Origin of the sequence: Streptococcus oralis (assembly GCF_015561235.1) — a bacterium.
Classification (GTDB): Bacteria; Bacillota; Bacilli; order Lactobacillales; family Streptococcaceae; genus Streptococcus; species Streptococcus oralis_BK.
Map to the genome: position 1 here is coordinate 1364361 of NZ_JADMTC010000001.1, position 12795 is coordinate 1377155.

11 protein-coding genes are annotated in these 12795 nt (G+C 41.5%); 8 read left to right on the top strand and 3 right to left on the bottom strand.

The window, feature by feature from the left end; translation table 11 throughout:
• Positions 1 to 17: 17 nt before the first annotated feature.
• Both I2H52_RS07010 and ribE read left to right on the top strand, forming a co-directional pair.
• The gene (locus I2H52_RS07010; protein ID WP_025169579.1) at positions 18 to 1223 is read left to right on the top strand and encodes a bifunctional 3,4-dihydroxy-2-butanone-4-phosphate synthase/GTP cyclohydrolase II; all 1206 of its coding nucleotides are present in this window, start codon (positions 18 to 20) and stop codon (positions 1221 to 1223) included.
• A complete protein-coding gene (gene ribE / locus I2H52_RS07015) occupies positions 1224 to 1691 on the top strand; it encodes a 6,7-dimethyl-8-ribityllumazine synthase (protein ID WP_000860624.1) in 468 nt (155 codons plus the stop codon).
• 523 nt (positions 1692 to 2214) lie between these two features.
• Here the strand turns inward: ribE and mutL are convergent.
• Positions 2215 to 4164 carry a DNA mismatch repair endonuclease MutL gene (mutL, locus tag I2H52_RS07020; protein WP_195594831.1) on the bottom strand — a complete coding sequence of 650 codons (1950 nt, stop codon included), beginning with the start codon at positions 4162 to 4164 and terminating at the stop codon, positions 2215 to 2217.
• Positions 4165 to 4477: 313 nt separating this feature from the next.
• Here mutL and I2H52_RS07025 point away from each other — a divergent pair, with 313 nt between their 5' ends.
• On the top strand, positions 4478 to 4918 hold the full coding sequence (locus I2H52_RS07025) for a LytTR family DNA-binding domain-containing protein (RefSeq protein ID WP_049550191.1): 441 nt from the start codon (positions 4478 to 4480) through the stop codon (positions 4916 to 4918).
• Positions 4915 to 5373, top strand: a complete 459-nt coding sequence (locus I2H52_RS07030; RefSeq protein ID WP_049500057.1) for a DUF3021 domain-containing protein — start codon at positions 4915 to 4917, stop codon at positions 5371 to 5373. The genes I2H52_RS07025 and I2H52_RS07030 overlap by 4 nt, the downstream gene beginning before the upstream one ends.
• A 41-nt stretch (positions 5374 to 5414) precedes the next feature.
• On the opposite strand, the gene mutS is transcribed toward I2H52_RS07030, so the two are convergent.
• Positions 5415 to 7949, bottom strand: a complete 2535-nt coding sequence (gene mutS, locus I2H52_RS07035; RefSeq protein ID WP_195594832.1) for a DNA mismatch repair protein MutS — start codon at positions 7947 to 7949, stop codon at positions 5415 to 5417.
• Positions 7950 to 7999: 50 nt separating this feature from the next.
• Entirely contained in the window at positions 8000 to 8446 is a 447-nt protein-coding gene (gene argR, locus I2H52_RS07040) for an arginine repressor (protein ID WP_001231483.1), read from the bottom strand.
• Positions 8447 to 8601: 155 nt separating this feature from the next.
• On the opposite strand from argR, the gene argS reads away from it, so the two are divergent.
• The 4 genes from argS to I2H52_RS07060 all read left to right on the top strand — a co-directional run bounded on the left by argS (position 8602) and on the right by I2H52_RS07060 (position 12512).
• On the top strand, positions 8602 to 10293 hold the full coding sequence (gene argS, locus I2H52_RS07045) for an arginine--tRNA ligase (RefSeq protein WP_195594833.1): 1692 nt from the start codon (positions 8602 to 8604) through the stop codon (positions 10291 to 10293).
• A gap of 203 nt (positions 10294 to 10496) precedes the next feature.
• Positions 10497 to 10742 carry a hypothetical protein gene (locus I2H52_RS07050; RefSeq protein WP_045617828.1) on the top strand — a complete coding sequence of 82 codons (246 nt, stop codon included), beginning with the start codon at positions 10497 to 10499 and terminating at the stop codon, positions 10740 to 10742.
• A 213-nt stretch (positions 10743 to 10955) separates the two neighbouring features.
• Entirely contained in the window at positions 10956 to 12218 is a 1263-nt protein-coding gene (locus I2H52_RS07055; protein WP_045617829.1) for an NRAMP family divalent metal transporter, read from the top strand.
• A 51-nt stretch (positions 12219 to 12269) separates the two neighbouring features.
• Positions 12270 to 12512 carry a hypothetical protein gene (locus I2H52_RS07060; RefSeq protein ID WP_045617831.1) on the top strand — a complete coding sequence of 81 codons (243 nt, stop codon included), beginning with the start codon at positions 12270 to 12272 and terminating at the stop codon, positions 12510 to 12512.
• Positions 12513 to 12795: the final 283 nt, after the last annotated feature.

A 12795-nucleotide genomic window follows, 5' to 3' on the forward strand; every position in this document is an offset into this window, starting at 1 on the left:
GAAAGGATGATCAGTCAATGGAATATCGAAAAATACAAGAATCATTAGAAGCATTGCAGAAGGGACGACTTGTTCTTGTTATAGACGACAAGGATAGAGAAAACGAAGGAGACTTAATTTGTTCCGCACAAGCAGCTACAACAGAAAATGTTAATTTCATGGCTACTTATGCCAAAGGATTAATTTGTATGCCTATGAGCGAAAGTTTAGCTAATCAATTAATGCTTTCACCTATGGTTGAAAACAATACAGATAATCATAAGACTGCTTTTACAGTTTCAATTGATTATAAGGAAACGACCACAGGTATTTCTGCCGAGGAAAGAGGATTGACCGCACGTATGTGTGTCTCCGAAGATATAAGACCCTCTGATTTTCGCAGGCCAGGACACATGTTTCCTTTAATTGCGAAAAACGGTGGTGTTCTAGAAAGAAATGGACACACAGAAGCAACTGTTGATCTATTAAAATTAGCAGGACTAAAAGAGTGTGGCCTATGTTGTGAAATAATGAATCATGATGGCAAAATGATGAGAACAGATGATTTAATTCAGTTCTCTAAGAAACACAACATTCCACTAATTACCATCAAAGAATTACAAGAATATAGAAAAGTATATGATCAGCTGGTAGAACGAGTTTCAACTGTCAATATGCCTACTAGATACGGTAATTTTAAAGCAATTAGCTATATAGATAAACTAAATGGGGAACATCACCTTGCTCTTATTATGGGAAATATAGAGGATGGAACCAATGTATTATGTCGGGTCCACTCTGAATGTTTAACAGGAGATGTTTTAGGCTCTTTACGGTGCGATTGTGGACAGCAATTTGATAAAGCTATGAAAATGATTGCTGAGAATGGTTCGGGTGTCTTACTTTACTTGCGACAGGAGGGACGAGGAATTGGACTTATCAATAAATTAAAAGCCTATCATTTACAAGATCAAGGAATGGATACGCTTGATGCCAATCTTGCGTTAGGATTTGAAGGTGATTTAAGAGAATATCACATTGGAGCACAAATGATTAAAGACCTGGGACTACAGTCACTGCATTTACTGACAAATAATCCTGACAAGGTTGAACAGTTAGAAAAATATGGAATTACCATTTCCAGTAGAATACCAATCGAAATAGAAGCTAATCCTTACGACAGTTTTTATTTAAAGACAAAGAAAAATCGAATGGGGCACATTTTAAATATGGAGGAAAAATAAATGAAGACTTATGAAGGTAATTTAGTAGCGAACAATATTAAAATAGGCATTGTTGTAGCGAGATTTAATGAATTTATAACTTCAAAATTATTATCTGGAGCACTAGATAATCTCAAAAGAGAGAATGTAAACGAGAAAGATATCGAGGTAGCCTGGGTTCCAGGAGCTTTTGAAATACCACTGATTGCATCAAAAATGGCAAAAAGTAACAAATATGATGCAATTATCTGCTTGGGAGCTGTCATTAGAGGTAGTACAAGTCATTATGATTATGTATGTAGCGAGGTATCTAAGGGAATCGCCCAAATCAGTTTAAATAGCGAAATCCCAGTTATGTTTGGTGTGCTAACGACAGATACAATTGAACAAGCCATAGAGCGAGCTGGTACTAAAGCAGGAAATAAGGGTTCTGAGTGTGCACAAGGAGCTATTGAAATGGTCAACCTAATTCGTACGTTAGACGCTTAGAACAGACTCTACTTTTAAGTGAATAAAGAAACTTGGCAAAATCGCAATTTAATACCCTATAAAAATCATAGAGCAAACTAGGAAGCCAGTCGCAGATTGGTAAAACACAGCTTCGATGTTACAGACAAAACTGACAAAATTAGCTCAAAACACTATTTTGAGATTACTGATAAAACTGATGTGGTTTAAAGAGATTTTTGACGAGTATTCGGAAGAAAAAAGTAAATATTTCTATGATAAAACGCATAGAATCAAGGTTTTTGAATACCTGATTTTATGCGTTTTTCTGATTTTGAAAATTTTTCCCAGATTTTTTTGTATTTTTATACTCAATGAAAATCAAAGAGCAAACCAGGAAACTAGCCGCAGGTTGCTCAAAACACTGTTTTGAGGTTGCAGATAGAACTGACGAAGTCAGCTCAAAGCACTGCTTTGAGGTTGTAGATAAAACTGACGAAGTCAGTTATCTATATATATACGGAAAGGCGACGTTGACGTGGTTTGAAGAGATTTTCGAAGAGTATTAATATTTCCCCAACTCACGGAGACTGGTGTGATTTTCCTGAATGCGTCGAAACATTTTTTCCATATCTGACTTGGTGAAATGCACCAAAACAGGACGTCCGTGGGGGCAGTTATAGGGGTTGTCGCATTGAGAGAGCTGATAAAGGAGCTGTCTTGCTGAGTGGTCATCGAGACGATGGTTGGCCTTGATAGACCGCTTGCAGGACATCATGATGGCTAGCTCTGCTCGGTATTTCTTGATCGAAACTTCCTTGGTCAAGAGCAGCATGTCACACATTTCATAGATACCAGACTCGATTTCCTCCTCTGCCATCCAAATAGGATGTTCACGTAGGATAAATTGATTTTCTCCGTACTCTGCTAGAAAGACACCCACTTCCTCTAAGAGAGGCATTCTTTCCCTGAGACGAAGGGCATCATCTGCTGGGAATTCAAAGATGTAGGGCACTAGGAGTTGTTGCTGGCTCTGGTCAACATTACCTATGCTTTCACGGTATTCCTCATACTTGACCCGTTCCTGGGCTGCATGCTGGTCTATGATATAGAGTCCATCTCGCCCTTGGGCAAAAAGATAAGTGCCGTGCATTTGTCCGAAAAATTCCAACTCTGGGAAGCTGGATGCTTCTTCTCGCTCCAGCTTATCATAAGCCTTATCGAGACTAGCTAGATCTAACTCTGGATGGTCTAGTTGGTCATAACTGACAGGCTTCCTCTCTGCAAAATGCAGTTTTGCAGGCTTGGTCAACTGGTCCAAGGTTTCCTTGGCAAACAAAGTCAAGTCTTGTCCTGCATCAGTTAATTCTACCTGATAATCAGCCACCTCAGCTTGACTAGGTTTTGAGAGTTCTGTTTTTTCATAGTAGAGCGTATTTTCTTTGAGTGGGAGAATAGTTTGCTCTACCTTTTGACGATTACGCACGGTCGACTTGGCAAGATTTTCTAAAGCATCAGGAATCAAGGCTTGTTCCTTGAGACTATTTGAAATAGCTTCTGAAAGCAGCGCCATCAGTTCTCTTTCCTTAGAAATCCGCACTTCTTGTTTGGTTGGATGCACATTGACATCAGCTAGATAGGGATCAATATGGATGTGAATGACAGCCAGTGGAAAACGCCCTACCATGAGTTTGCTTCCGTAACCGTCAAGAATAGCGCGATTTAGTAGAAAGTTCTTGATATAACGGCCATTGATGAAGAGGCTGATATAGTTGCGATTAGCTCGAGTTAACTCAGGCAGAGACACAAAACCTGTAATTTCGAAATCTAAGTCAGAGTTCTCAATTTCAATCATCTTCTTGGCACTCGCCAAACCGTAAATCCCTGCGATGGCTTGGCGTAGTTGACCAGTCCCTGCTGTCCGTGTCATTTCCTTGCCATCACTAATCAAGCTAAAAGAAATCTCAGGATGGGCTAACCCTAGACGGTTGACAATATCAATGATATGGGATAACTCTGCCTGCTGACTCTTCATATACTTGAGACGAGCTGGTGTATTGAAAAAGAGGTCCTCCACACAAACTTTGGTTCCCACAGGACTAGTCGCTGGGATGACTTCCTCAACTTCACCCCCACGCGCAACGAGCTTGGTCCCATGACTCGCACCATCCACCGCCGTCAACAGAGTCAAGACACTGACAGAAGCGATCGAAGGCAGGGCTTCACCACGAAAACCAAGCGTCCGAATCCGAAAGAGGTCTGCCTGATTTTTTATCTTACTGGTCGCATGACGACGGAGAGCCAATTCCACCTCATCGTGGGCAATTCCATGGCCATTATCTGTGATTTGAATCTTCTTAAGACCAGCTTCCTCGATCTCAATGATAATCTGGCTAGAACCCGCGTCAATGGCATTTTCTACCAGCTCTTTGACTACACTGGCAGGACGTTCAATCACTTCTCCTGCCGCAATCTGGTTTGCCAGTACCTCTGGCAATTCAATAATATGAGACATCTTTCAGCCCCTTTCTGTATCTATTTTCCTAGAAATTGATTAGTGCTATTATACCATATTTCAGATGTTACCAGAAAAAGCAAATACCACATAGACTCCAAATCTCTCCACATAGACAAAAGCTCTTGCCATGGGTCGTAAAATAATGGTATACTCAATAAAAATCAAAGAGCAAACTAGAAAGCTAGGCGCAGACAGTACTTTAGTACGGCAAGACGACGCTGACGTGGTTAGAATTTGATTTTTGAAGAGTATTAATAAAGGTGTACAAGAAGTGAGATTAACCTTGTATAACTGAAAAGGAGGGAAATTTATGAAAGTAGAACTACAGATTAAGGAGACTTACGAGGAGGAAAAGCTGATTGTCCAAACTCCTCAGCCTACCGAAAAAGTCCAGAAAGTCATCGAGTTCGCAGAAAATCTTGACCAAAAAGAAACAATCAAAGGAAAGATTGATGATCAGGTCTATCTAGTTAAGATTGGTAAGATTCAGCGCTTCTATATAGAGAATCGAAAGGTTCTAGCAGAAACTGCATCTCAGACCTATACCATTGATTTGCGTCTCTATCAAGTTCTTGACATTCTGCCGACCACTTTTATCCAAATTTCCCAATCTGAAATCGTCAATATCGATTCCATCTCTCATCTCAAACTCACTCCCAACGGCCTGGTTGAAATTTTCTTAAAAAACGAAAGCTTCACTTACTCTTCACGCCGTTACCTAAAAACCATCAAGGAGAAATTAGAACTATGAAAAAACAAATCTTTCACGATGCAGCCGCTGGTGTACTTATCGGCCTCATCCTCTCTATCCTCTTTTCACTCATTTATGCACCAAATACCTATGCCCCACTAAGTCCCGAGTCTCTTATCGGCCAAGCGATGGCTCAACATCAGGTTCACGGTGCTCTAGTCTTGCTCTACTGTATGGTCATCTGGTCAGCTATCGGTGTTCTCTTTAGCTTTGGCAGCCGCTTATTCAGCCGTGACTGGAGCCTGCTCCGTGCCACACTTTCCCATTTCTTCCTCATGCTGATTGGCTTTGTTCCACTAGCAACTCTGGCTGGTTGGTTCCCCTTCCACTGGACCTTCTATCTCCAGCTCATTCCAGAGTTTGCGATTGTCTACCTCATCATCTGGGCTATTCTCTATAAAAGAGAAGCTAAAAAAGTAGACCACATCAATCAACTTTTGGCCCATAAAAAGTAATAGAGAAAAATCCCACTCACAAAAATGTGAGTGGGATTTTTTTATAACTTTTGTTTGAGCTCAACCAAGACATTCATAGCCTGCATCGGTGTCATATTGTAAACATCCAGTTTAGCTAATTCTGCTAGGATAGGATGCTCTGCAGGGGTATCAAAGAGTGACATCTGTTCAGTAACAGCACTTGTTTCTCTCATTGGAGCAGGACTTTCCGTCTCTTGATTCTCCAGTTGAGTCAATATCTTATCCGCTCTTGATAAAAGTTCTGCTGGTAAGCCAGCAATCTTAGCAACGTGGATACCGTAGGATTTGTCAGCTGGTCCTGGTTCGATCTTGTGAAGGAAGGTAACCTGCCCATCCTGCTCCAAGGTCGCCACATGGACATTGACCAAGTTTTTCAAGCTGGACTCCAGACTGGTCAACTCATGGTAGTGGGTCGCAAAGAGGGTTTTGGCTCCGATATGTTCATGAATGTATTCGATGATGGACTGGGCAAGAGCCATCCCATCATAGGTTGCAGTTCCGCGTCCCAATTCATCGAAGAGAATGAGAGAGTTCTTGGTCGCATGCGAAATGGCATTGTTGGCCTCCATCATCTCTACCATGAAGGTTGATTGACCTGAAACCAAGTCATCTGCTGCTCCGATACGGGTAAAGATAGCATCAAAGATCGGCAAATGGGCGCTCTCCGCCGGCACATACGAGCCCAGCTGGGCCATAACCGCAGTCATGGCTAACTGGCGCATGTAGGTTGACTTCCCACTCATGTTGGGCCCTGTAATTAGCTGAATACTCGTATCTTCTGCCATCTGGATACTATTTGGAATATAGGTCTGAGCTCCCATGACCTTTTCGACGATAGCATGGCGCCCTTTCTGGATATTGATTTGTGAATCATCCCCAAACTCTGGTCGAATCAAATGCTGAGTTTCAGCCACAACTGCTAGACTTTGCAAGACATCAACCGTTGCAATTCCTTGGGCTAGAGCCTGCAAACGCTGGATGTACTTGCTGACTTCCTCACGGATACGCATAAAGATTTCATATTCTAGGTTGGCTGACTTCTCACGCGCCTCCAGCATATCCCCCTCGATACGGGCTAACTCCTCTGTCCCAAAGCGTTCCGAGTTTTTCAGTGTTGCCTTGCGGAAAAAGTGGGATGGCACATTTCCCAGTTGCGAATTGGTCACATGGAAATAATAGCCATCTTTTTTATTGTAGTCAATCTTAAGCGTGCTGATGCCAGAGTTTTCTCTCTCCTTAGCCTCAATCTCAGCAATCCAGCTAGTCCCTTCTCTGAGCACACGACGGTACTTGTCTAAGGTCTCATCAAATCCCGTACGGATAATGCCACCTTCCGTAATCACGTGAGGAGCTTCAGGAGCAATGGCAGCACTAATCAAGCTCTCCAACTCAGGAATGGCATCTAACTGTGCGATGAGGTAGGCCAGAGCAGGCTGCTCCATTCCCTCTAAAATCGCTCGAATCCGTGGTACACTAGATAAGGTGGTCGCCAATTGCAAGAGATCCTTTGGATTGGTCTTACCAAAAGAAACCCGACTAGCCAAACGTTCGATGTCATAAACACCCTTGAGGCTATCCGTTAAATCGCTGCGCTCAAAGAAGTGGTCAAGAAAGACCTGCACCACGTCTTGACGTTGGATGATTCGCTCCTTATCAATCAAAGGACGATGGATCCAAGAACGCAAGAGCCGCATGCCCATAGCTGTTTTGGTTTCATCCAAAAGCCAGAAAAGACTCCCTTGCTTCTTGCCTGAACGGGCATTCTCAAGCAAATCCAAACTAGCCTTGGTCGCATAATCCATCTGCAAGAAATCTTTGATTTCATAGCGGATAACTGGTTTGAGGTGGTTCAATTCCCGCATCTGGGTTCGGTGAACATACTGGAGTAGCTTACTAGCTGCCGCTTGCTCCACAGCTGCCAGTCGTGAACCCAATAAATGGATGTCCTCAAAACCTTCTTTCTCATAGGAAATCACCAGATTCATCTGACGACTTAGAATTTGTTCTTCTTCCTCAGGCAAGTCATAACCCAGCACCACTTCACGAGCCTTGAGATTGCGAATTTCCCCACAAACCAACGTGAAATCTAGTAGACCTGTCACATAGAAATCACCCGTCACCAAATCCATATAAGCCAGACCAAACTGATTGCCATCACGATCTAAGGCAACCAAGAAATTATTCTGACTATCCGGCTTACTGCTATCGACAACTGTCCCAGGTGTGATGACCTGGACCACCTCTCGCTTGACAACACCGACCGCTTGTTTGGGATCTTCCATCTGTTCAGCTATAGCAACTTTATAGCCCTGCTCAATCAGAACATCGATATACTGTTGGGCAGAATGATAGGGGACGCCCGCCATGGGTATCGGATTTTCTGCATTTTTATTCCGACTTGTTAAGGAAATTTCTAAAATTTGCGCTGCATTAATTGCATCTTCATAGAACAACTCGTAAAAATCACCCATTCGAAAAAGCAAAAAAGCATCTGGGTATTGTTTCTTAATATCCACATACTGCTGCATGCCGGGTGATAGCTTTTCTGTTGCCATTTTCCGTCTCTCCTTGCTAAAAATAAGTCTTGAGAGCAACTCCCAAGACCTTATTTATCTTTCATCAAATCTAGCAAACGATCTTCCATCAGCTTGGCAACGTGCTGGTCTCGACAAATAACCAATAAGGTATTAGCACCAGCAACCGTTCCTAAAATCCATTCATCCTTGTTTGCATCTACAATGTTTGCTAAGACTGCAGCTTCTCCAAGTTTGGTATGAAGTACCAAGGTGAACTCAGCTCTTGCAACTCCTTCTAAATGATGAGACAAAAACTCAACTAAATCAATCTTATCTGTCTCATTTGCTAGTACATAATACACCATATCATTTTTCTTAACCTTGGTCAAGCCGATTTCACGCAAATCACGTGACAAAGTCGTTTGTGTCACATAAACATTACGAGCTTCTAAACGATCTTGAATCTCTTTTTGTGTCCCAAGTTTTTCTTCGGTGATCATCTTTTTAATCAATTGATGCCGTTCTCTTTTTCTCATATTATCCTCTTAAGTGAATATTTATAACAAATTTTACATTTATTTTATAACTAAATTATACCAAAAAAAATAGAGAATTCAAAAAAATTCTCTTCTTTCTCAAAAAATGTAGTAAATTGTGATAAAATAGTAGAAAAGTCCAAAAAGGAGCCCTTATGAATACAAAAGAATTGATTGCTAGCGAGTTGGCTAGCGTCATTGATAGCCTGGATCAAGAGGCTATTTTAAATTTACTGGAAACACCTAAAAACTCAGAAATGGGAGACATCGCCTTCCCTGCCTTTTCTCTAGCAAAGGTCGAGCGTAAAGCTCCGCAAATGATTGCAGCAGATATTGCTGAAAAAATCAATAGTCAAGCCTTTGAAAAGGTTGTCGCAACAGGACCTTACGTCAACTTTTTCCTTGATAAAAGTGCTATTTCGGCTCAGGTATTACAGGATGTCATCACTGAAAAAGAACACTATGCCGACCAAACCATTGGCAAGCAAGAAAATGTCGTTATCGACATGTCTAGTCCCAATATCGCAAAACCATTCTCTATTGGGCACTTGCGTTCAACAGTTATCGGAGATAGCTTGTCACATATTTTCCAAAAAATCGGTTATCAAACGGTCAAGGTCAACCACCTAGGAGACTGGGGCAAACAGTTTGGAATGTTGATCGTTGCCTACAAGAAATGGGGAAATGAGGAAGCCGTTAAAGCGCATCCAATCGATGAACTTCTTAAACTCTACGTTCGCATCAATGCTGAAGCTGAAAAAGACCCTAGCTTAGATGAAGAAGCACGCGAATGGTTCCGTAAACTGGAAAATGGAGATGAGGAAGCCCTCGCTCTCTGGCAATGGTTCCGTGATGAAAGTTTAGTGGAATTCAACCGCCTTTACAATGAATTGAAGGTTGATTTTGACAGCTACAACGGGGAAGCCTTTTACAACGATAAGATGGATGCTGTTGTAGACATTCTCGCTGAAAAAGGACTTCTTGTTGAGTCAGAAGGGGCTCAAGTTGTCAATCTTGAGAAATATGGAATTGAACATCCAGCCCTTATCAAAAAATCTGATGGTGCAACTCTCTATATCACACGTGACTTGGCTGCAGCCCTTTACCGTAAAAACGAATACCAATTTGCAAAATCCATTTATGTTGTTGGTCAAGAGCAATCTGCCCACTTCAAACAACTCAAGGCAGTACTACAAGAGATGGGCTACGATTGGAGCCAAGACATTGTCCATGTTCCGTTTGGATTGGTAACAAAAGAAGGGAAAAAACTCTCTACTCGTAAAGGAAATGTCATCTTGCTAGAGCCTACTATTGCAGAGGCTGTTAGTCGTGCCAAGGCACAAATCGAAGCGAAAAATCCTGAGTTAGAAAATAAAGACCAGGTTGCCCACGCTGTTGGAGTTGGGGCTATCAAGTTCTATGATCTTAAGACCGACCGTACAAATGGATATGACTTCGACCTTGAAACTATGGTATCCTTTGAAGGGGAAACTGGACCTTACGTTCAATACGCCTACGCTCGTATCCAATCTATCTTACGCAAAGCCGATTTCAAACCAGATACAGCTGGCAACTACAGCCTGAATGATGTTGAAAGCTGGGAAATTATTAAACTACTTCAAGACTTCCCACGTATTATCAATCGTGCAGCAGATAACTTTGAACCTTCTATCATTGCGAAATTTGCGATTAGTTTGGCTCAAGCCTTTAACAAATATTATGCACATACACGTATCCTAGATGAAAGTCATGAGCGTGACAGTCGTCTGGCTCTCAGCTACGCAACCGCAGTGGTCCTCAAAGAAGCTCTTCGTTTGCTCGGAGTAGAAGCACCAGAGAAGATGTGATTCAGTACTAACAATTGGAACTAAAGTTCCTAATTGTTAGACGCTAGCCGCTTATATGCAGACTAGCTAACTGCTTCACTAGTCATGACCCCTAAATATAATCGATTTAGAGTCCATGACGTCGTAACTACGGTGATTTGGATAGGCGCTTTACTAATTCGATCTATTCACTACTATTTCTTTATCATACATGGAGATTTCCTATGAGCCAATATGCTTATATCCTCGTTATAATTAGCTTGGTTTTCCTTTTTCTGCTCAATAAGTACGAGAAGGAAAGACTTCAAAAGCTCTACCAAGAGCAACTCTTGAAGGATGAAATATTTAAGGCTGATATCAAAGAGAAAATTCACACGACTGAAAATATCAATGATGTCATTGCACATATCAATAAAACTTACCATCTGGGAATGTTGCTCTCAAAAGACGTCACAGATCAATTGAAATAACCGAAATCCGAGAAGCTTTCTTCCCGGATTTTTATTGGCCCTAGTCAACATCACCCCCTTGAAACAGCCACAGTTGTTTTCATATGATTGTTGTAATTTTTTCAGAACTTTCCAACTTTTTTCAAAATATTCTTGCATTTCTTTTAAGTTTTTTGTAAAATAGAAGCTACCTATTCAGATTATTCTGAAAATTCAAAAACGGGAGCATCTATTATGTCACAAGTTACTTTATCAAGCCAGTCAACCTGGACAAGCAAACTAAAGGCAATGGGGCCAGGTATCCTAATGGCTTCTGCCGCCGTTGGAGGTTCGCACATCGTATCCTCCACTCAAGCTGGTGGTTCTTATGGTTGGTCACTACTCCTCTTAGTTATCTTGGCCAATGTTTTTAAATATCCATTTTTCCGTTTTGGTGCCGAATATACTGCCGACACTGGCAAAACCTTGGTCGAAGGCTACGCTGAAAAAGGCAAGTTCTATCTCTGGATTTTCTTTATCCTCAATGTTTTCTCTGCTATGGTCAATACAGCCGGGGTCGCTATCCTGTGCTCAGCCATCATTGCTAGTGCTTTTCCAATGATTGGTCTTAGCATCACTCAATGGTCCCTTATCCTTGTTGCAGTCATTTGGGCCATGCTACTCTTTGGTGGCTACAAACTGTTGGATGGTATGGCAAAATGGATCATGTCTGCTTTGACCATTGCAACTGTTCTTGCAGTTATCATTGCGGCAATTAAGCATCCAGAATACAGCTCTGATTTTGTCGAGAAGACACCTTGGCAAATGGCAGCCCTGCCTTTTATCGTTTCCCTCCTAGGATGGATGCCTGCCCCTATTGAAATTTCAGCCATCAACTCACTCTGGTCTGCTGAAAAGAAAAAGACTGTCAACTTTAATACAGAGGACGCCCTTTTCGACTTTAACGTTGGTTACATTGGAACTGCTATCCTGGCTGTATTCTTTGTAGCACTCGGAGCACTCATTCAGTATCCTACAGGACAAGCAGTTGAAGCCGCTTCAGCCAAATACATCTCTCAATTCGTGGGTATGTATGCCTCTGTTCTTGGAGAATGGTCCCGTTATTTGATCACCTTCATCGCCTTTCTCTGTATCTTTGGAACAGTCATTACTGTTATCGATGGCTATTCCCGCGTTAATCAGGTTTCCCTACGACTCTTGTTAAGTCAAAAAGAGGATGATAGCAAATCTTTGAACATCTGGATGACCATTACCGCTATCATCGGTATCGTCATCATCAAGTTCTTTGCTGGTCAAGTTTCAACCATGCTCCGCTTCGCCATGATTGGTTCTTTCCTGACAACACCATTCTTCGCTCTTTTGAACTATGTTTTAGTGACACGTGAGAATAAAAATCTTCCTTCTTGGTTGAAACTCCTCGCTATTGTAGGATTGATTTTCCTCTTTGGATTTGCCATCTTCTTTATCTATGCACTTGCCATCGGAAAAGCAGGTTAGTTCACAAAGCAGCACCCTCGTCTGGGTGCTTTTTCTGCATCCAAAAAGCAGTTGAAAATCTCAACTGCCCCTCAGTACTACTTTATTTTTCTATTTCTTGTCAATAAATATGAAAAAGAGAAACTTCAGAGACTGCTTCAAGACCAACTATTAAAAGGCCAAGCTTTTCGTACAACTATTGAAGAGAAGATTCAAACGATAGAAAACATCAATGATGTCATCGACTACATCAATAAAAGCTACCGTTTAGGAATTCCAATTGCAAAAGAAATCGTTGACGAAATTCACAAATAATAAAAGGACTCGAGAAGAATCTTCATCTCGAGTCCTTTTCTATTTTTTCCTGATAACTAAGATTCCCACCAGTATAACTATTCCTAGTGATGCCATGGTTCCGTATTCTGACAAACTTTCATCAAGAAAGTTCGCGGATAACTGCATCAGAGTAATCGCTAAAAGTAGCAAGGCACTGCATAGCAGAATATCCTTGAAGCTTGGTTTGCGTTTTATATACTTTAAAAATGATCTCTGTAGTTTACTCATTTCGATTGTTCCCTTTTGAAGTAAATCCTTTATC